The following is a 19,806-nucleotide window of genomic DNA, read 5'->3' as shown; positions in this document are numbered from 1 at the left end:
GCGGCGATGGCTGACGACCTTCTGACGATCGGCGACACCACCTTCGCCTCCCGGCTGATCATGGGCACCGGCGGCGCACCGAGCCTGGAGGTGCTGGAGCAGGCGCTGCGGGTCTCCGGGACCGAGCTGACCACGGTGGCGATGCGCCGGGTCAAGGCGGACACCCAGGGCTCGGTACTGGAGGTGCTGGCGCGCAACGGCATCCGGGTGCTGCCCAACACGGCCGGCTGCTTCACCGCCGGCGAGGCGGTGCTGACCGCCCGGCTGGCCCGCGAGGCGCTGGGCACCGACTGGGTGAAGCTGGAGGTGATCGCCGACGAGCGGACCCTGCTGCCCGACCCGATCGAACTGCTGGACGCCGCCGAGACCTTGGTGGACGACGGTTTCACCGTGCTCCCCTACACCAACGACGACCCGGTGCTCGCCCGCAAGCTGGAGGACGTGGGCTGCGCGGCGATCATGCCGCTGGGCTCTCCGATCGGCTCCGGCCTCGGGATCCGCAACCCGCACAACTTCCAGCTGATCGTGGAGAGCGCGGGGGTGCCGGTGATCCTGGACGCCGGTGCGGGCACCGCCTCGGACGTGGCACTGGCCATGGAACTGGGCTGCTCGGCGGTGATGCTGGCCTCCGCCGTGACCCGGGCGCAGGACCCGGTGCTGATGGCGGACGCCATGCGCCGGGCCACCGAGGCCGGGCGCCTGGCCCACCGGGCGGGCCGGATCCCGCGCCGCTTCCACGCCGAGGCCTCCTCCGCGATGGCCGGCCGCGCCGATCTGGCACCGCACCCGGACCACCGCGAGCGGCCCGCCTTCTGACCTGCCGTCACCGGTACTGATGACGAACCAGGACACCAGGGTCACCCAACCGTGTTCTGACCGCCCCTAGACTCCTGGGGTGGACACGACGTTGAACGACCCCCTGGTAGGAGTCCTGCTGGACAACCGGTACCGGGTCGAGGAGCGGATCGCGGTGGGTGGCATGGCCACCGTCTACCGGGGCACCGACACCCGGCTCGACCGGGTGCTCGCGCTCAAGGTGATGCATCAGGCGCTGGCCGGCGACACCGGGTTCACCGACCGCTTCATCCGCGAGGCCAAGGCGGTCGCCCGGCTCTCGCACCCGAACGTGGTCAACGTCTTCGACCAGGGCGCCGACGGCAACGCGGTCTTCCTGGCCATGGAGTACGTGCCGGGGCGCACCCTGCGCGACGTGCTGCGCGACCGCGGCGCGCTCTCGGTGCGGGCCGCGCTCGACGTGCTGGAACCGGTGCTGGCCGCGCTCGGTGCCGCGCACCGGGCGGGGCTGGTGCACCGGGACGTCAAGCCGGAGAACGTGCTGATCACGGACGGCGGCCTGGTGAAGGTCGCGGACTTCGGCCTGGTGCGGCTGCTCTCCGGGGCGGACGCCGCGGTGACCAACACCACCACCCCCGGCGTGATCATGGGCACGGTCTCCTACCTGGCCCCCGAGCAGATCCAGCCGCAGGCCGCCACCGACCAGCGGGTGGACGTCTACGCGGCCGGGATCATGCTCTACGAGCTGCTGACCGGCAGCCGGCCCTACCTCGGCGACAACCCGATGCAGGTGATCTACCGTCACCTGCACGAGGACGTGCCACCGCCCTCGCAGACCGTGCCCGGCCTGGCGCCCGGGCTGGACGCGATCGTGGCCGCCGCCACCGCGCGCGACCCGCAGGCCAGGCCGTGGGACGCGGTCGAGCTGCTGGGCGCGGTGCAGCGGGTGCGCCGGGCTCTGACCCCGGCCCAGCTGGACGCCGAACCGCCCGCCGCCACCCGGCCCGCGCCGCGCTTCGCCCCCGGCGAGGCGACCTCGGTGCTCAGCGGCATGACCCCCGTCACCGGCCCCGAGCACACCAGCGTGATGGCGGTCCCGCCGCCCGAGCTCTTCGTCCAGCCCCGCCCGTACGACGAGCCGCCCCCGCCGCGGCGCGCCAAGCGCACCCGATCGCGGCGCACCAAGCGCTCGCTGGTCTGGGGCTCGGTGCTCGGCGCGGTGCTGCTGGTGGTCGCGGCGATCAGCTACTTCCTGTCCGGCGCCGTCTACGCGACGGTGCCCAGTGTGCTCGGCCAGACCCAGGCGCAGGCCACCAGCACCCTGGACGGCTCGGGCCTGCGGGCCAGCTTCAGCCAGGCGTTCAGCGAGACGGTGCCGGCCGGCCAGGTGATCGGCAGTGATCCCGGGGTGGGCGGGCGGGCCCGCAAGAGCGACGCGGTGAAGGTCACCCTGTCCAAGGGGCCGGAGCGGATCGCGGTGCCCGACGTCACCGGCAAGCCGCTGGACCAGGCGCAGCAGCAGCTGACCGCCGCCCGGCTGACGCCCGGCACCACCACGCAGGACTACAGCCCGACCGTGCCGCAGGGCTCGGTGATCTCCACCTCCCCGGCCGCCGGGCAGCAGCTGGCGGTCAACGCGCCGGTGGCGCTGGTGGTCAGCCAGGGCGCGGCGCCGGTCGCGGTGCCCGACACCACCGGGCAGCCGGTGGCCGCCGCGCAGAGCACCCTGACCGGGGCGGGCTTCAAGGTGGCGCTGGCCACCGACCAGACCTGGTCGGACACCGTGCCCAGCGGGTCGGTGGCCGCCCAGGACGTCACCGGCACGGCCTCGCCGGGCAGCACGGTGACGCTGACGCTGTCCAAGGGCCCGCAGCCGGTGCCCGTGCCGTCGGTCACCGGGATGAGCCAGTCGGACGCCACCAAGGCGCTGACCGGTGCCGGGTTCAAGGTGAAGAGCACCGGGCTGAACTTCTTCGGGCTGAGCAGCGTCTCGGGGCAGAGCCCGTCGGCCGGCACCATGCTGCCCAAAGGCTCGACGGTGACGATCAACTTCTAGCCCCCGCCCGGGCCCGGGACGGCCCTGCCGCTGCTGCCGCGGCTCAGCGCAGCGGGCCGTCCCCGGGCTCCTCCTGGTAGGAGTAGCGCTGCTCGCGCCACGGGTCGGCGCGGTTGTGGTAGCCGCGCTCCTCCCAGAAACCGCGGCGGTCGGCCCGCATGTACTCCACCGCGCGCACCCACTTGGGGCCCTTCCAGGCGTAGAGCCCGGGGACGATCAGGCGCACCGGGAAGCCGTGCTCGACGGTCAGCGGCTCGCCGTCGTGGTGGGTGGCGAAGAGGGTGCCCGGGTCGGCGAACCGCTCCAGCGGGAGGTTGGCGCTGTAGCCGTACTCGGCCCAGACCATCACATGGGTGACGTCCGGGGCCGGCGGTGCGAGGTCGAGGACGGTGGCGGCGGCCACCCCGCTCCACTCGCTGCCGAGCATGGAGAACCTGGTCACGCAGTGGAAGTCGGCGCGCACCGTGCTGCGCGGCAGGCGGTGGAAGCCCTCGTGGTCCCACCGGCTCTTCTCGGCCGAGGCGGTCGCCCCGAAGACCTGGAAGTCCCAGCTCGACGGCTTGAACCGGGGCACCGGACCGTAGTGCAGGACGGGCCAGCCGCGCTGCACGCGCTGACCGGGGGGAAGCCGGGGGTCGACCTGCGGCGATCGTTCGTGTGGAGAACGTTCGCTCGGAGACCGTTCCTGTTCCGGCTGACCCATGGCTCCATGGTGACAGACGGCGGACGCCCGAGAACGCGCGCCCCTCGGCGCAGCCGCACGCCCCTGCGAACAGGTCATTAGCGGGCAAATCGGAAAATCCGCCACAGACCCGAGTGAGTGTGAACTTACTGGAAATATCACCCACAGTGCTGCCAGGATGCGTCCACCCGGTTCCCGCAGCGCAACGCAGGAAGGCACCGCCATGAAGGGCGACCCCGAGGTCATCGAGTTCCTCAACGAGCAGCTCACCGCCGAGCTGACGGCCATCAACCAGTACTTCCTGCACGCCAAGATGCAGGAGAACTTCGGCTGGACGAAGCTCGCGAAGTACACCCGCCACGAGTCCTTCGACGAGATGAAGCACGCCGAGATCCTGACCGACCGGATCCTCTTCCTGGACGGCCTGCCCAACTACCAGCGGCTCTTCCACGTGCGGATCGGCCAGACGGTGAAGGAGATGTTCGAGGCGGACCGGCAGGTGGAGGTCGAGGCGATCGACCGGCTGCGCCGGGGCATCGTGGTGATGCGGGCCAAGAACGACGTCACCTCGGCCAACATCTTCGAGGACATCCTGGCCGACGAGGAACACCACATCGACTACCTGGACACCCAGCTCGAACTGGTGGAGAAGCTCGGCGAGGCGCTCTACATCGCGCAGCTGATCGAGCAGCCGGAGAGCTGACCCGGCAGCCCTCAGGCGGTGCGGCGAAGGGCGAGCGGCCGATCGAGCGGTCGGCCCAGCACCGTGGCCAGGGGCTGGTTGGCGGGCAGGTCGGCCTCGGGATCGGCCAGACCGAGCTTGGCGGCCAACCGGGCCGTCGGGCACGGACGGCCGCCGTGCTCACCGAGCATCGCCTGGATCCGGCGCACGCAGGAGCCGCAGTCCGTCCCGGCCCTGCAGCCCTGGGCTATCTGGCGCGGGGAGTTGGCACCGCCGTCGATGGCCTTCTTGACCTGGTCCTCGGTGACCGCATGGCACATGCACACGTACATCGCGGTCACTCCCGGGGTCGGTGGCCTGTGAGCCAAGGTCTGCGGCGCTCGAGGGCCGCGGCTTTTCAGCTAAGCCTTACCTTACCTGCCCCGTCGGGCACGCAGAAGGCCCTGCTCCTCCAAGAGGAGCAGGGCCTTCGTCACATTCCCGGGTCACCGGCGCCGGCGCCGGCGCCGGTCACTGCCCGCGGTACATCTCCGCGACCAGGAACGCCAGGTCCAGCGACTGGCTGCGGTTCAGCCGCGGGTCGCAGGCCGTCTCGTAGCGCTGGTGCAGGTCGTCCACCAGCACCTCGTCACCGCCGCCGACGCACTCGGTCACGTCGTCGCCGGTCAGCTCCACGTGGATGCCGCCCGGGTGGGTGCCGAGCCCGCGGTGCACCTCGAAGAAGCCCTTGACCTCGTCGAGCACGTCGTCGAAGCGGCGGGTCTTGTGCCCGGTCTCGGCCTCGAAGGTGTTGCCGTGCATCGGGTCGCAGATCCACACCGGCTGCGCGCCGGAGGCGGTGACCTTCTCCACCAGGGTGGGCAGGTGGTCGCGGATCTTGCCCGCGCCCATCCGGGTGATGAAGGTGAGCCGGCCCGGCTCGCGCTCCGGGTCGAGCCGCTCGATCAGCGTCAGCGCCTCGTCGACCGAGGTGGTCGGGCCGAGCTTGACGCCGATCGGGTTGCGGATCCTGGAGGCGAACTCGATGTGCGCCCCGTCCAGCTGACGGGTGCGCTCGCCGATCCAGACCATGTGGCCCGAGACGTCGTACAGCTCGCCGGTACGCGAGTCGACCCGGGTCAGCGCCGTCTCGTAGTCGAGCACCAGCGCCTCGTGCGAGGAGAAGAACTCGACGGTCTTGAACTCCTCCGGCGCGACCCCGCAGGCCTGCATGAAGTTCAGCGCGTTGTCGATCTCCTTGGCCAGGCGCTCGTAGCGCTGGCCGGCCGGCGAGTTGCGCACGAAGTCCTGGTTCCAGGCATGCACCTGGCGCAGGTCGGCGTAGCCACCGGTGGTGAAGGCGCGCACCAGGTTGAGGGTGGCGGCCGAGGCGTTGTACATCCGCTTCAGGCGCTCGGGGTCCGGGCGGCGGGACTCGGGGGTGAACTCGAAGCCGTTCACCGAGTCGCCGCGGTAGACCGGCAGGGTCACGCCGTCGCGGGTCTCGGTCGGCTTGGAGCGCGGCTTGGAGTACTGGCCGGCGATCCGGCCCACCTTGACCACCGGGACGGAGGCGGCGTACGTCAGCACCGCCGCCATCTGCAGCAGGGTCTTCAGCTTGTTGCGGATGTGGTCCGCCGAGACGCCGTCGAAGGCCTCGGCGCAGTCGCCGCCCTGGAGCAGGAACGCCTCACCACGCGCGACGGCACCGAGCCGGGCGCGCAGCTGGTCGCACTCGCCTGCGAAGACGAGCGGCGGATACGAGGCGAGGTCCGCGAGAGCGGTGCGCAGCGCCTGCGGGTCCGGCCAGTCAGGCTGCTGCGCCGCGGGCAGGGATTGCCAAGAGTGGTGATTTGTCACGGTCACGGTGTCAAGGCTACGGGGTGTGACAACCGATTTGTGCCCGCCTTCCAGTGGATGAGACGCCCGGCGGACATTTCCCGGGAGTCCGGCTCACCCTCCGGGGAGTCCGGCTCACCCCGTCGGCCGATCCGCTACTGTCATCACCATGCACGCGCCACACACCTTTTCCTGGTGGTGGGCCAACCCCCGGGTCGGCCCACAGCTCGCGCGTCCCTGAGACGACACGACGGCCGCCCCACTCGGGGCGGCCGTCGTCGTATTCCCGGACGGCCTTCCCGGCAGAGCGGACCAGCCCCGCCCCTCCCTCCGGAAAGAAGCCGACCGTGATCCGTGCCACCACCGCCGCGCTGCTCGACCGTCTGACCGCCCCGGACGCCCCCGCCTTCGCCCTGCTGCACCGCCGCACCCCGCGACTGGCCCCCGACACCGTCGAGCTGCTGCTCGGCGAGGTCGGCTCGTACGACACGCTCGCCCAGCTGCCGCTGCCCACCGGCGCCCCCGCCGACGGCCGGCCGCGGCACGACCTGCTCGCACTGGTCCCCTACCAGCAGATCCGCGAGCGCGGTTTCGAGGCGCACCAGGACGGCACCCCGCTGCAGGCGCTGCGGGTGGCCGAGCAGTACCAGCTGCCGCTCGGCCAGGTGCTGGCCGAGCTGCCGCAGCTGCCCGTGCGGCTCACCGGGGGCGGCTTCGACATCGACGACGAGCAGTACGCCGAGATCGTCCGGCAGGTGATCCGGGAGGAGATCGGCAGCGGCGAGGGCGCCAACTTCGTCATCCGCCGCGACTTCCACGGCACCCTGCCCGACTTCTCCACCGAGCTCGCGCTCAGCCTCTTCCACCGCCTGCTCGACCAGGAGCGCGGCGCCTACTGGACCTACCTGGTCCACACCGGGGACCGGGTGCTGGTCGGCGCCTCGCCCGAGGTCCACGTGCGGCAGAGCGGCGGCACCGTGGTGATGAACCCGATCTCCGGCACCTACCGCTACCCCGCCGAGGGGCCGAGCCTGCCCTCGCTGCTGGCCTTCCTGCACGACCCCAAGGAGCTGGAGGAGCTCACCATGGTGGTCGACGAGGAGCTCAAGATGATGTGCACGGTCGGCGACCTGGGCGGCCAGGTGCTCGGCCCGCGGCTCAAGGAGATGGCCCACCTCGCGCACACCGAGTACGAGCTGCGCGGGCGCACCTCGCTGGACGTGCGCGAGGTGCTCAGGGAGACGATGTTCGCGGCCACCGTCACCGGCAGCCCCGTGCAGAACGCCACCCGGGTGATCCGCCGCTACGAACGCACCGGGCGCGGCTACTACGCCGGCGCGCTCGCCCTGATCGGGCGCTCGGCCAGTGGCGGGCAGCAGCTGGACTCGCCGATCTGCATCCGCACCGCCGACATCGACCCGGCCACCGGCTGCCTGGTGGTCCGGGTCGGCGCCACCCTGGTGCGCCACTCCGACCCCGCCTCGGAGGTGGCCGAGACCCACGCCAAGGCGGCCGGCGTGCTGGCCGCGATCGGTGCCCGCCCGGCGGCCGCCCGCCCGGCCGGGCGCGACTGGCCCCGGCTGGGCGAGAACCACCGGGTGCAGGCCGCGCTGAACGGCCGCCGCGCCGACCTGGCGCCGTTCTGGCTGCGGATGCAGCAGCAGGTGACGCCCGACCAGCCCGAGCCGACCCTGGTGGTGGACGGCGAGGACACCTTCACCGCGATGCTGGCCCACCTGCTGCGCGCGATCGGCCACCAGGTCTCGGTGCTGCGCTACGACACCCCCGGTCTGGCCGGGCTCGTCGCCGCGCACCGCGGACCGCTGGTGCTCGGTCCCGGGCCGGGCGACCCGGCCGACCCCGCCGACCCGAAGATGGCCGTGCTGCGTCCGATCGCCGCCGAGGCGCTGGCCGACGCCCGGAGCGGGCAGCGCACGGCGCCGCTGCTCGCGGTCTGCCTCAGCCACCAGCTGCTCAGCGCCGAGCTCGGCCTGCCGCTGCACCGCAAGGCCACCGTCTACCAGGGCGCGCAGGAGACCATCGACCTGTTCGGCAGCCCGCAGACGGTCGGCTTCTACAACACCTTCGTCGCGCGCTGCTCCCCGGCGGACGCGCAGCGCCTCGCGCAGGCGGGCGTCGAGGTGGCCCGCGACCCGCTCACCGGCGACGTCCACGCGCTGCGCGGCCCCGGCTTCGCGAGCCTGCAGTTCCACCCGGAGTCGGTGCTGACCATGGACGGCGTGACCGTGGTGGCGCAGCTGCTGCGCACGGCGGTGCCGGTGGTCGGCTGACGGCTGACGGCCGTGGACGGTCGGCGGGGCGCGGCCCCGGCGGCCGTCGTCGGCCGGTCGCCGTGCCGCCGTGCCTGCCGCCGGGTCGGGGTGACGCACGCCACAATGGCCGCATGCGCATCGGAATCCTCGGCACCGGCACCGTCGGGCAGACCCTCGCCGACAAGCTGCTCTCCCTCGGCCACGAGATCACCCTCGGCTCCCGGAGCCCGTCCAACCCCGCGGGCCTCGCCTGGGCGCAGGCGGTGGGGCCGCACGGGCACAGCGGGACCTTCGCCGAGGCCGCCGGGTTCGGCGAACTGGTGGTCAACGCGACTCCCGGCACGGTCTCGCTCGACGTGCTGGCAGCCGCCGGGGCGCAGGCGCTGGCCGGCAAGATCGTGGTGGACGTCTGCAACCCGCTGGTCTTCGCCGCCGACGGCACGGTCACCCTCGACCCGGTGAACAGCGACAGCATGGGCGAGCGGATCCAGCGGGCCTGCCCGGACTCCCGGGTGGTCAAGGCCCTCAACACGCTCGCCGCACCGGTGATGGTCAACCCGGGGCGGGTGCCGGGCCGGCACAACCTCTTCGTCGCGGGCGACGACGCCGGCGCCAAGCAGGAGGTCACCGCGCTGCTGGAGTCCTTCGGCTGGCCGGCGGCCGACATCGTCGACCTGGGCGGGATCCAGGCGGCGCGCGGGATGGAGATGCTGATGCCGTTCTGGCTGAACCTGATGCGCCACTACGGGCACACCGACTTCAACTACCGTCTCCAGGTGGCCGACTGACCGACGCGCTCAGCCGAGCTCCTCGTCCAGGCCCTGCTCGATCGCGTAGCGGACCAGCTCGACCCGGTTGTGCAGCTGGAGCTTGCCGAGGGTGTTCTGCACGTGGTTCTGCACGGTGCGGTGCGAGAGCGTGAGCCGCTCGGCGATCTGACGGTACGACAGCCCCTTGGCCACCATCCGCAGCACCTCGGTCTCCCGGGCCGTCAGGTGCGGTACCGGCGGCCGCCCCGCGCTCGCCGCGGCGGGCGGCTCGGCGGCCAGCCGCCGGAACTCGCCGAGCACCAGGCCGGCCAGCCCCGGGGTGAAGACCGCCTCACCGGCCGCCGTGCCGCGGACCGCGGCCAGCAGCTCCTCACGGCCCGCCGACTTCACCAGGTAGCCGGTCGCGCCGGACTTCACCGCCTCCAGCACGTCGGCCTGCTCGCCGCTGGCGGAGAGCACCAGCACCCGCACCGCCGGGTCGCGCGCCAGCACCTGGCGGCAGACCTCGACCCCGGGCAGCAGCGGCAGGTGGAGGTCCAGCAGCAGCACCTGCGGACGGGCGGCGGCGGCCCGGCGTACCGCCTGCGCGCCGTCCCCGGCGGTGGCGACCACCTCGAAACCCGCGTCGGCCAGGTCCCTGGCCACCGCCTCACGCCACATCGGATGGTCGTCGACCACCATCACCCGCAGCCGCTGCTCCATCAGCCCTCCCTCGGAACCCGCAACTCGACCTCGACGCCCGCCCCGGGCTCCGAACTGAACTCCGCCGTGCCACCGAGGTCGCGCAGCCGGCCCTCGATGGACTGGGCCACCCCGAGCCGCCCGTCGAGCCTGGCCCGGGCCAGCCGCCCGGCCGGGAACCCGGGGCCGTCGTCGCGGATCGACACGGTCACCACGGCCGGCTCGTCCTCCAGCAGGATCCAGGCCCGGGCCCGGGCCCCCGCGTGCCGGTGGACGTTGTCCACGGCGGCGCCCACCGCAGCCGCCAGCTGCTCGGCCCGCGGCCCGGGCAGCAGCACCGCGGTGCCCGGGACGGCCAGGGTGACCCGGTCGCTCTCGTACCGGGCGAGCAGCGCCCGCAGGTCCTGTTCGGCCCTCGCCCCTGCGGCCCCGGACGGCGGCCGCGCGGCGACCGAAGCCCCCGTCATCAGGGCCCGCAGCGCCCGCTCCTGCTCCCCCGCCAGCCGGCCGAGCTCCACCGGGTCGAGGACACGGCCGGCATCCGCCGTCGCCGCCTCGCCCGCCTGACGCTGCACCAGGGCGAGCACCTGGAGCACCCCGTCGTGGATGTCGCGGGAGAGCCGCTCCCGCTCCCGGTTCGCCGCCTCCACCCGCAGCGCCTCGCCGAGGGTGGCCTCGCTCGCCCTGGCCAGCTCGATCACGTAGCCGATCGCGCAGCCGGTCAGCAGCAACAGCACGCAGTCGTGCACGTTTCCCAGGGTCAGGCCGCCGTGCCCGAGGACGTTCGCACCGCCGACCACCAGTCCCGCCACCGCCGCGAGCCGCCAGCCGCCCTTGGCGGCGAAGCCGAGCACCGTGCCGGCCGCCCAGATGGTCGGCACCGTGACCGCGCCGGCCGCGATCCGCGCCGGGGTGTCGATCGCCCCGCTCAGCACCACCCCGGTGACGGAGACCACCAGGTCGACGCCGAGCATCGGCCAGGGGCAGCGGGCCGGGTTGCCGAAGGCACGCGAGGTGGCCAGCGTCCAGAGCACCAGGGCGCCCAGGTAGATCCAGCCGGCCACCGGGTGGCGGTAGTGCAGGTAGGCGAGGTCGTAGCGGACCAGCGCGTAGACCATGGCGAGCACCCGGTACCAGCTGATCGCACGCCAGAGCGGCAGCTCCACGGACATGCCGCCGGCCGCCACCGCCCCGCTCGGGCCGTGCTGCGAAACCGCCATCGCTCCCCCTGGCGAACGCGGACCTAGGGACCGCCGGGCAGACCCCTGGGAGCCGCCCGGCTCAGGAGTCGCCCGGCTCCTTCTCGCCCGACTCCTGCCGGGCGGCCTCACGCTCGGCTGCCTCGGCCTTCTCGGCCGCCTGCTTCTCCTTCTCCGCCGCCCGCTCCGCGCGCTGCTCGGCCCGGCGCTCGGCGTCCGCGCGCTTCTTCTCCTCGGCGATCTGCCGCTTGGCGGCGGTCGCGTAGATGTCCACGTACTCCTGGCCGGAGAGCCGCATGATCTCGTACATCACCTCGTCGGTGACCGAGCGCAGGATGAAGCGGTCGTTCTCCATGCCCTGGTAGCGGGAGAAGTCCAGCGGGCGGCCGATCCGGATGCCGGGGCGGATGCCGAAGCTGGGGATCACCTGGCCGGGCGGCTGCACCTTCTCGGTGTCGATCATCGCCACCGGGATGACCGGCGCGCCGGTCTGCAGCGCGACCCGGGCCAGGCCGCCGACCTTGCCCCGGTAGAGCTTGCCGTCGGGCGAGCGGGTGCCCTCGGGGTAGACGCCGAACAGCTCGCCGCGGTCGATCACCGCGATCGCGCTGCGGATCGCCGCCTCACCGGCCCCGCGCACCCCGGAGCGGTCCACCGGGAGCTGGCCGACGCCCTTGAAGAAGGCGGCCGTCAGCTTTCCCTTGAGGCCCGGGGTGTTGAAGTACTCCGCCTTGGCGATGAAGGTCACCCGACGCTTCATCAAGGCAGGCAGGAAGAAGGAGTCCGAGAACGAGAGGTGGTTGCTCGCGATGATCGCCGGGCCCTCGTCTGGGATGTTCTCCGCACCTTCCATCCACGGCCGGAAGAAGATCCGCAGCATCGGTGCGACGATCATCTTCATCAGTCGGTAGAACAACCCGGACCTCCTGTATTGCAGACCGGTCGATCCTAATGCCCCAAAGGGGTCCCCGACGCACGGCAGGGGTGACGGCGGGCGGCGGAGAGGGTCTGTACGCCCCGCCGACCCCGTGCAACGATGGCGACGCCGTTGCCTCGTCTGCCCCGTCGAAGTCGAAGGAGTCCACGGATGCCGCCGCTGCCCGGTGCCGAGCCCTACCACCACCGCGGTGGCCCGATCGGTGTGCTGCTCTGCCACGGGTTCACGGGCTCCCCGCAGTCGCTGCGCCCCTGGGCGGAGTACCTGGCCGAGGCCGGCCTGACCGTCTCGCTCCCGCTGCTGCCCGGCCACGGCACCCGGTGGCAGGACCTCGCGGTGACCCGCTGGGAGGACTGGTACGCCGAGCTGAACCGGGCCTTCGAGCAGCTCACCGAGGAGTGCGAGCGGGTCTTCGTCTTCGGCCTCTCGATGGGCGGCGGCCTGAGCCTGCACCTGGCCGCCGAGCACCAGGAGAAGGTCGCCGGACTGGTCCTGGTCAACCCCTCGGTGCGCGCGGACAACCCGGCCACCCCGCTGCTGCCGGTGCTGCGCCACCTGGTGCCGAGCCGGCCGGGGATCACCGGCGACATCGCGCTGCCGGGCGCCGTCGAGATCGGCTACGACCGCTTCCCGCTGCACGCCGCCTGGTCGCTGAGCCGGCTGTGGCACACCGTCCAGCAGGAGCTGGTGCGGGTCGGTCAACCCGTGCTGCTGCTGCGCAGCCCGCGGGACCACGTGGTCTCCCCGGCGAACTCCGCTCTGGTGCTGGCCCGGATATCCTCGGTCGATGTGACGGAGCGGCTGTGCGAACGCAGCTTCCACGTCGCGACCCTGGACTACGACGCCGAACTGATCTTCGAGGAGTCCCTCGGGTTCGTCCGCCGTCTGGCCGGGGTCCCGCAGGCCACCGACGCCACCGACCAGCGGGGCTGAGGGCCACCAGGACTGAAGGGCCGGCAGTGCACGAGCACGAGAACAACACGGCGGGCGACGACGAGGACCGCCCCCAGGAGAGCGAGCAGCGCCCCGCGCCCACCCCCAGCAGCCAGGCCGAGCACGACGCGATCTTCGCCCAGCTGGTGGCGCAGTTCGACGACCCGGTGGACCTCACCCGGCCCGACTGGCCCGAGATCGAGAACCTGCGCGCCCGCAACGACCTGGCCACCCGCGGCGACACCGGCCTCGGCACGCCCCAGCCCCGCCCCCGCGCTGCCGAACCCGCGCCGCTCGACCCCGCCCGGCTCGGCCCGCGCGACTGGGACGCCGCCGAGGACCCGGACGAGGGCCACTTCGTGCCGCCGGAGCCGCCGCCGCTGCCCACCGGCGACACCACCGCCAAGTTCGCCTGGATCGCGGTGCTCGGCGGCCCCGCGCTGCTGCTCTTCGACGCCCTGGTCTGGCGCGAGGTGGCCGGCTGGCCCGCCTGGGTGGGGCTGACGGCCTTCCTGGGCGGCTTCACCACGCTGATCGTCCGGATGAAGGACCGCGATCCGGACGAGCCGCACGACCCGCACGGCGGTGCGGTCGTCTGACCCGCGCGCAGGGCGCCCCCGGGACCGATGTCCCGGGAGCGCCTTCGGTGTTGACGCGGGATCAGAAACCGGTGGTCACCGTGACGCCCGCGAAGGCGCTGGTGCCGTAGAGGCTGATGTAGTTCCAACCGGCCTTCGGGGAGGCGATGGTGAGGGTGTGGGCGGTCCCCGGTCCGGTGGTGTGGGCGGTGGCGTCGGCCTGGGTGGCCCAGGTGCCGTCGTCGAAGTAGAGGTTGGCGTCGCCGGTGCCGCCGCTCGCGGTGATGGTGAGCTGCTGGGTGCCGGCCGGGACGTCGACGTAGAGGTAGCTGTAGTCGCCGGCGGGCGCGGTGAGGTTGCTCCGGCCGCAGTTCCGGCCGAGTTCACGGGGGTCGGGGGCGGCGCAGTCCGTCGACGCGGCCACCGTGACGGTCGCGGTGGTGGCGGCCGAGGCGCCCTGGCTGTCCAGCACGGTCAGGTGCACGGTGTAGGTGCCCGGCGCGGCGTAGGTCTTCGTCGGGTTGGCGTCGGTGGAGCCGGTGCCGTCGCCGAAGTCCCAGGTGCGGGCGGTGATGGTGGCGCCGGGTGCGGTGGAGGTGTCGGTGAAGGCCGCCGTGAGGCCGTCGGTGGTCCTGGTGAGGGCGGCGGTCGGCGGCTGCGGGATGTTGTCGCTGCAGGCTCCCGCGGCGCAGGCGGCCAGCCAACTGGACCAGTCGGCGTCGTAGCTGGTGCCGATGCCGGTGAGGAGGTTCAGCGCGCCCTGGTAGTCGCCGGACCGGTAGAAGCCGAGCAGGCTGTCGACGTCGGCGCGGTGGCGCTCCAGCATGTAGCGCACCGAGAGGTAGCCCCACGGGTAGATCCGGTCCTGGCCGCTGTCGTAGGTGTTGGCGAAGATCGTGCTCAGCGGGTAGGCGGCGGTGGCCGCGTCGGTGACCGCGTCGGTGTCGGCCAGGCCGCGGTAGGTGTAGGAGTCGTACTCGGCCAGGCCCTCGATCCACCAGATGGTGTCGGGCGTCGAGGTGGCCGCGGTGAAGTCCCCGGCGGTGTCGAAGCGGCCGTCCAGGTAGTGGGTGAACTCGTGGTTGAGGTTCCAGATCTGGAAGGCCGGCCGCAGCCAGTCGGCCTCGTAGGCGACGAACCGGGGCACGTTGGCGGGGTTGGTGGGGTCGCCCTCCATGTACATCCCGCCGTTGTCGGTGCTCATGCCGAAGATCTCGCCGGCATAGGTCTGGTAGTCGGCGGTGGAGTGGAAGACGTCCAGCGTGAGCGTGGTGTTGAGGTCGCCGGGCAGCGGGCCCGGGTCCTTGACCAGGTTGTGGAAGAACGCGGTCTCACCGATCAGGCTGTTGCAGGTGGCGCTCAGCTCGTCGTCGGTCAGCGCCTGGGCCTCGATCTTGATGTACGGGCTGCAGGTGTACTGGATCGTCAGCACCGCGGCCTTGAGCCGGTCGGCCAGGTCGCAGGTGTTGTAGTCGGCGCAGTTGCCCTGGTCGTACTGGTCGGCCTGGGTGGCGACGCCGACCCACAGCGGGGCCGTGGCACCGGTCATCGCCGAGTCGGCGAGCAGGCCCTCGACCAGCGGGCGCACCGTCGGCAGCAGCGTGGCGTCCTGCAGGAAGCGGGCCAGCTCGGTGCCCGCGTTGGCGGCCAGGAAGCTCTGCGGGCCGCCGAGCAGCGCGAGGTTGCCGGTCGCGAAGGTGTCGAGGGTGGTGAGGATGCTCGGGTCGGCCTCGGTCGCGGCGACGAAGTCGGCGTTCTGGTGGCCGCGGAAGAGCACGGTATAGACGTTGTTGACGGCGTTCACCATGTTGTACGAGCTGTTGTACGCGGTGGTGTAGCCGGCCAGCAGGCGCTTCTCGACCGGCAGGTAGCGGGCGTTCTGGCCGGCGCTGTCGATCAGCGTGACGGCCTCCGCGAGCACCGCCCCGTTGGCGTCCGTGACGTCCTGGCTGTGCGGGGCGGCGTAGAAGGCGTCCAGCGCGGCCTGGATCGCGCTCTGCAGCGTGCTGCCGTAACTGCCCACGTCGGCGGCGTCGTTCCACTGCACGTAGTAGCCGGCCCGCAGGTAGAGCACCAGCTCCAGCAGGTGGCTGCTGTCGTCGCCCGGGTAGCTCGGCGCGGCGGCGGCCAGCGCGTTCGCGACGGTGGTCATCTGCGACTCCTGGAAGGCCTGGTGGGCCTGGGAGCCGGTGAGGTTGAAGAAGGTGTTGACGCAGTCGGAGCCGGCCGACTCCACGGCCTGGACCAGCGCGTCACCGGTGTCGGCGCTGATCGCGGCCGGGTCGCAGGCCGTTGCCGCCCTGGCCATCGGGCGCGTGGGCTTGTCGTAGTCCTGGTGCAGTGCGGAGTCGTCGGCGGGCAGCGGCGGGCGGTCCTTGGCGCTGACCCGCTGCGAGTCGTCGGGCCGGGCGGCGCCGGTGGCCGGCTGCGGGGCGAGGCCGGGGCGGGTGGCGGGACCGGCAGGCCCGGGGGTCGCGGGCCCGGGCGCCGGGGCCTTGGCGGCCGGAGCCTTGGCGAGGGGCGCGGCGTAGGCCTGGCCCTGGGTGCCGGCCAACCCGAGGCCGAGGGTCAGCGCCAGGGCGGATATCAGGAGTCGGGGCAGCTTCGTCCCGAGGAGTGGAGGTCTCACGTGAGGTTCTCCCGGTGTGGGGGGCCGCGCGCGGGGGCGCGGCGTACGGCGGGGACCGTGGCAGGCGCGGAGCATGACGATGCGTCAGCCCTGCTCGATGGGCGCCGGTGTCGTGGGGTGGGACAGGCGCCCGGGCAGGTTGGGGCCGCTTGAGCATGCACACGGCTAGACGTGTGACATGTACCATTGCATACATCACATGCTTCGTGAAGACATCCGGAGAACCTCCTGAGAACAGCCCTCGGCGCCCCGCCGGACCGGCGGGGCGCCGAGGTCGGCAGACGGTCAGGAGCCGTCAGGGCGCGGCGGGCACCCGCAGCACCGCCACCACCGGCAGGTGGTCGGTGGCCGCCAGCAGCTCGGCGACCGGCAGTGGCGGCACCCCGCAGGAGAGCACCTCGATCCCGGGCGAGGCGAAGACGGCGTCCAGCCGCTGCAGCGGGTCCCCGGGGCGCGAGGTGTACTCCCCGCCCCACGGACTGGTCGCCCAGCCGTCCTGGTACGCCTCGGCCAGCTTGCGCCAACCCGCGTCCTCGGGATGCTCGTTGAAGTCCCCGGCGATCACCGAGTACGGGCTGATCGACCCCTGCTCGTGCAGCAGCTCGAACTGCTGCACCCGCTCGGGGCCGATGAAGCTCAGGTGGCAGCTGGTCAGCGCGAACGGCACCGCGCGCCCGATCCGCAGCACCGCGCTCGCGAAGCCGCGCGCGTGCATCCCGCGGTGCTTGGGCAGCAGCCGGTCGTGCCGGCCGAGCACCTCGACCCTCAACCCTCCCAGCAGCAGCGGTCCGGCCGCCGTGCGCCCGCCGCCGGCCAGCACCACCGTCCCGGTGTTCCTGGCCAGCCAGGCCGCCTGGCCCTCGGGGCGCCAGTAGCGCGGTGACTCCTGCACGCAGACCAGGTCGGGCTCGCAGGAGCGGATCACCCGGGCCAGCGCCCGGCGGTCGTCCCGCTGCGAGCGGATGTTGTAGCTCAGCACACGGACGAGTTCGGCTCCGTCCGGCTGGGGACCGGAGCGCGGCAGGTCGAGGGTCACCCCCGACACGCTACCGGCTCCGCCGGGGCGGAGCCGGTCGGACCTGACGACCACTCAGGGGTCGGGCCTGCCGCTGGAGCTACGCGGTGCGGGCCAGGTCGCCCGCGCCCACGATGCCCGCCGAGGAGCCCATCGAGGCCAGCACGACCTCGGCCCGCGGCCGGTGCACCCCGCCCGTCAGGTACTTCTCGAAGTCCTTGGCCACCGGGTCGAGCAGCAGCCGCCCGGAGTCCGAGACGCCGCCGCCGAGCACGAAGACGCCCGGGTCGAAGAGCGCGGCCAGGTCGGCCATCCCGCGGCCCAGCCAGTCGGCCAGCTCGGCGTAGCACTCCAGTGCCAGCGGGTCGCCGTACTCGGCGGCCTCGGTGATGTGGATGCCGCGGATGGTCTCCGCCACTCCGTCGTTGAGCTCCAGCATCCGCCGCCCGCGCACCGGGTCGGCCGCCGCCCGCTCCCGGCCGTAGCGGCGCAGCGCCCGCCCCGAGCCGTACTGCTCCCAGCAGCCCTTGCCGCCGCAGCCACAGAGCAGGCCGTCCGGCACCATGTTCAGGTGCCCGATCTCGCCGGCCACGCCGAACCGGCCGCGGTGCAGCCGCCCGTCCAGCACGATGCCGCCGCCGATGCCGGTGCCCACGGTGATCAGCACCATGTCGGTGTGCTCGGCCGCGGCACCGAAGCGGAACTCGGCCCAGGCCGCGCAGTTGGCGTCGTTCTCCACCACCGTGTCGAGGCCGGTGAGCTCCTCGATCCGGCCGCGCAGCGGCTCGTTCTCCCAGGCGATGTTGGGCGCGAAGATCACCGTGGAGCGGTCGCGGTCGACGAAGCCGGGGGCGCCCACGCCCACCGCGCTGACCTCGGTGTACTGCTCCTTGAGCTCGCGCACGGCCTGGGCGATGGCATCGACCGCCCACTGCGGGTCGGCCGGGGTGGGAACCCGGGTCCGGGCCAGGATCTCGCCGTTCTCGTCGACCACGCCGGCCGCGATCTTGGTGCCGCCGACATCGACGCCGATGGTCAGAGCCATGTGTCCCTCAGTCATTCGCTCGTGCCCGATGGGCGGAACGGTACCCGCCCGGCCGTGCTCCCGTACACACCTGGCCATACATTATCCGAAGACAAGGTTGCGAAAGCCCCGCCGCAAGGCTTCAAAAGTCGTACGATTCAAGCCCCTGCGTAGCCCCGGGATTCCCCTCGGTGATGAACACGGCGAGCGCTATTCGTCCAGGTCGATCCGCTCGGAGTCGGACGGCTCGGGGGCCGACCAGCGCCGCTCGTGCCCGGCCACGGCGGCCCGGTAGGCGGCCAGCAACTCGGCGCCGGCGGCGGCCAGGTGCTCGAAGACCTCGGGGTTCTCCGCCTTCACCCGCCCGTAGACGCGCTCCGCCTGCTCCCCCACGGTGGCGGCGAGCTTGCGCACCTCGTCGATCAGCGGACTGCCCTCGTCCTGGGGGTTCTCGTTGTCGACAGGATCTGAATTGTTCATGACGTGCGCCTTCCGGTGCCGGTGCCGCGGACGCACCAGGGAGCGCGCCCGCTCGGTCCCTTCAGACGCTACCGGTTACCGGCCACCGGTCGGCCAGAGGTCCGGGTCGGGCGCGAAGCGCAACGTCAACTCACCGCCGCGCAGCGCCGCCCCGGCCACCGTGCAGCGGCGCAGGGCGCCCGGCAGCGGCAGGATCCGCCGGTAGGAGCCGAGCCCGACCACCAGCTCGTCGCCGCGGCGCATCAGCTCCAGGTCGGCGCGCTCGGCGCCGGGCGCGGCCAGCCGCCAGAGCAGCACGCCGTCCTCCGCCAACCGGTCCTCGGCGGTCCACGGCCAGCGGGTGCTCGGCTCGGGGCCCGTCCCGGCGCCGTACAGCTGGTCGGCCACCGCCGGCAGGTCGGCGGCCAGCTGGTCGGCGACCAGCAGCGGCACGTCCAGGCCGATCGCGGCCAGCCGCTCCCGCTCGCGCCGGGCCTGACCGGCCAGCCACGGATCGGCGGACTCCAGCGCGGCGGCGGGCAGCGCGCGGTGCGCGGCCACGGCGTCCAGCCGGTGACCGAAGAGCGCCAGCCCGGCGGCGGCCCGGCGCAGCGCGGGCACCGAGCAGGAGCCGGCGTCCACCGCCAGGCGCACCGAGGTGCGGCTCGACTCGATCACCGCACGGGTGGCGGTCAGCTCGCCGCCCACCCAGGCCCGCGCGGAGTACAGCCAGTCGGCGGGCATCGGCACCCCGGCCACCGCGGCCAGCAGCGGGCGCAGCGCCCGGGCGGCCTGGCGCTGCTCGGGCAGCAGGCGGCTCAGGTAGCGGTCCAGCTGCTCGGGCAGCGCGAGCGCCATGGTCAGCTCGGCGGGCGGCGGGGCGGCGGCCACCACCAGGTCGTAGCTGTCGGCCGGCACCCGCAGCGCGCGCAGCAGGGCGAGCTGGCGGGTGCCCGGCAGCGCGGTCAGCTCGTCGGGCTCCAGCGGCTCGACGCCGAGCAGGTCGAAGCCGGTGCGCAGTTTGCCGTCCAGGGCGCCGAGCGCCCGGCGGAACGCCTGCTGCTCCTCGATCCGCACGGCCCACAGGTGGTGGTCGATCTCCGCCGGCTGGTCACCGAGGCGCGCTCCGAGCACCTCGTCGACCGCGCGGTGCGGATCGTCGGCGGCCAGCAGCAGGGTGCGCAGGCCGCGGCCCGCGGCGTGCAGCGCGGTGGCGGCGGCCACCGCGGGCACGGCGGCGGCGTCACCGGTGACCAGCACCGTGCGGGTCATCGC

At 73.0% G+C, this 19,806-nt stretch carries 18 protein-coding genes; 7 read left to right on the top strand and 11 right to left on the bottom strand.

Annotated elements, in window-relative coordinates:
* Nucleotides 1-6 precede the first annotated feature (6 nt).
* Together OG500_RS27755 and pknB are read left to right on the top strand one after the other, a co-directional pair.
* Complete coding sequence (locus tag OG500_RS27755) at nt 7-816, top strand: thiazole synthase (protein WP_327069576.1); 810 nt, start codon at nt 7-9, stop codon at nt 814-816.
* Nucleotides 817-895: 79 nt separating this feature from the next.
* On the top strand, nt 896-2,851 hold the full coding sequence (pknB, locus tag OG500_RS27750) for a Stk1 family PASTA domain-containing Ser/Thr kinase (protein WP_327069575.1): 1,956 nt from the start codon (nt 896-898) through the stop codon (nt 2,849-2,851).
* Between the two features lie 43 nt (nt 2,852-2,894).
* On the opposite strand, the gene OG500_RS27745 is transcribed toward pknB, so the two are convergent.
* Nucleotides 2,895-3,554 (bottom strand): sulfite oxidase-like oxidoreductase, encoded by a 660-nt coding sequence (locus OG500_RS27745; RefSeq protein ID WP_327069574.1) that lies wholly within the window; start codon nt 3,552-3,554, stop codon nt 2,895-2,897.
* Nucleotides 3,555-3,756: 202 nt separating this feature from the next.
* Here OG500_RS27745 and bfr point away from each other — a divergent pair, with 202 nt between their 5' ends.
* The gene (gene bfr, locus OG500_RS27740; protein ID WP_327069573.1) at nt 3,757-4,236 is read left to right on the top strand and encodes a bacterioferritin; all 480 of its coding nucleotides are present in this window, start codon (nt 3,757-3,759) and stop codon (nt 4,234-4,236) included.
* 11 nt (nt 4,237-4,247) lie between these two features.
* On the opposite strand, the gene OG500_RS27735 is transcribed toward bfr, so the two are convergent.
* Together OG500_RS27735 and OG500_RS27730 are read right to left on the bottom strand one after the other, a co-directional pair.
* Nucleotides 4,248-4,547: a (2Fe-2S)-binding protein gene (locus OG500_RS27735; protein ID WP_329584091.1), complete on the bottom strand. Its 300-nt coding sequence runs from the start codon at nt 4,545-4,547 to the stop codon at nt 4,248-4,250.
* 178 nt (nt 4,548-4,725) lie between these two features.
* Nucleotides 4,726-6,060 carry a class II 3-deoxy-7-phosphoheptulonate synthase gene (locus tag OG500_RS27730; protein WP_327069571.1) on the bottom strand — a complete coding sequence of 445 codons (1,335 nt, stop codon included), beginning with the start codon at nt 6,058-6,060 and terminating at the stop codon, nt 4,726-4,728.
* A 323-nt stretch (nt 6,061-6,383) separates the two neighbouring features.
* Here OG500_RS27730 and OG500_RS27725 point away from each other — a divergent pair, with 323 nt between their 5' ends.
* Nucleotides 6,384-8,324, top strand: a complete 1,941-nt coding sequence (locus tag OG500_RS27725) for an anthranilate synthase family protein (RefSeq protein ID WP_329587774.1) — start codon at nt 6,384-6,386, stop codon at nt 8,322-8,324.
* Nucleotides 8,325-8,437: 113 nt separating this feature from the next.
* Nucleotides 8,438-9,094, top strand: coding sequence for an NADPH-dependent F420 reductase (locus OG500_RS27720; RefSeq protein ID WP_327069570.1), 657 nt, complete (start codon nt 8,438-8,440; stop codon nt 9,092-9,094).
* Between the two features lie 9 nt (nt 9,095-9,103).
* Here the strand turns inward: OG500_RS27720 and OG500_RS27715 are convergent, their stop codons facing one another.
* The 3 genes from OG500_RS27715 to OG500_RS27705 all read right to left on the bottom strand — a co-directional run bounded on the left by OG500_RS27715 (nt 9,104) and on the right by OG500_RS27705 (nt 11,857).
* Nucleotides 9,104-9,778, bottom strand: a complete 675-nt coding sequence (locus OG500_RS27715; protein WP_329584089.1) for a response regulator transcription factor — start codon at nt 9,776-9,778, stop codon at nt 9,104-9,106.
* On the bottom strand, nt 9,778-10,977 hold the full coding sequence (macS, locus tag OG500_RS27710; RefSeq protein WP_329584087.1) for a MacS family sensor histidine kinase: 1,200 nt from the start codon (nt 10,975-10,977) through the stop codon (nt 9,778-9,780). The genes OG500_RS27715 and macS overlap by 1 nt, the downstream gene beginning before the upstream one ends.
* A 61-nt stretch (nt 10,978-11,038) precedes the next feature.
* Nucleotides 11,039-11,857 (bottom strand): lysophospholipid acyltransferase family protein, encoded by an 819-nt coding sequence (locus OG500_RS27705; protein WP_329587772.1) that lies wholly within the window; start codon nt 11,855-11,857, stop codon nt 11,039-11,041.
* Between the two features lie 186 nt (nt 11,858-12,043).
* Here OG500_RS27705 and OG500_RS27700 point away from each other — a divergent pair, with 186 nt between their 5' ends.
* On the top strand, nt 12,044-12,826 hold the full coding sequence (locus OG500_RS27700) for an alpha/beta hydrolase (RefSeq protein WP_329584085.1): 783 nt from the start codon (nt 12,044-12,046) through the stop codon (nt 12,824-12,826).
* 26 nt (nt 12,827-12,852) lie between these two features.
* Nucleotides 12,853-13,425, top strand: coding sequence for a hypothetical protein (locus OG500_RS27695; protein ID WP_329584083.1), 573 nt, complete (start codon nt 12,853-12,855; stop codon nt 13,423-13,425).
* Nucleotides 13,426-13,486: 61 nt separating this feature from the next.
* Here OG500_RS27695 and OG500_RS27690 read toward each other — a convergent pair whose 3' ends face one another.
* The 5 genes from OG500_RS27690 to OG500_RS27670 all read right to left on the bottom strand — a co-directional run bounded on the left by OG500_RS27690 (nt 13,487) and on the right by OG500_RS27670 (nt 19,803).
* Complete coding sequence (locus OG500_RS27690) at nt 13,487-16,033, bottom strand: collagenase (RefSeq protein WP_329584081.1); 2,547 nt, start codon at nt 16,031-16,033, stop codon at nt 13,487-13,489.
* A gap of 295 nt (nt 16,034-16,328) precedes the next feature.
* Nucleotides 16,329-17,069, bottom strand: coding sequence for an endonuclease/exonuclease/phosphatase family protein (locus tag OG500_RS27685; protein ID WP_329584079.1), 741 nt, complete (start codon nt 17,067-17,069; stop codon nt 16,329-16,331).
* Nucleotides 17,070-17,148: 79 nt separating this feature from the next.
* Nucleotides 17,149-18,093 (bottom strand): ROK family glucokinase, encoded by a 945-nt coding sequence (locus OG500_RS27680; RefSeq protein WP_327069563.1) that lies wholly within the window; start codon nt 18,091-18,093, stop codon nt 17,149-17,151.
* Between the two features lie 189 nt (nt 18,094-18,282).
* Nucleotides 18,283-18,552 (bottom strand): DUF5304 family protein, encoded by a 270-nt coding sequence (locus OG500_RS27675; protein WP_327069562.1) that lies wholly within the window; start codon nt 18,550-18,552, stop codon nt 18,283-18,285.
* 75 nt (nt 18,553-18,627) lie between these two features.
* Nucleotides 18,628-19,803, bottom strand: a complete 1,176-nt coding sequence (locus tag OG500_RS27670; RefSeq protein WP_327069561.1) for an ArsA family ATPase — start codon at nt 19,801-19,803, stop codon at nt 18,628-18,630.
* Nucleotides 19,804-19,806 lie beyond the last annotated feature (3 nt).

Source organism: Kitasatospora sp. NBC_01250, from assembly GCF_036226465.1.
Taxonomy (GTDB): domain Bacteria; phylum Actinomycetota; class Actinomycetes; order Streptomycetales; family Streptomycetaceae; genus Kitasatospora.
This window is presented reverse-complemented; position numbering and strand designations above follow the sequence as displayed.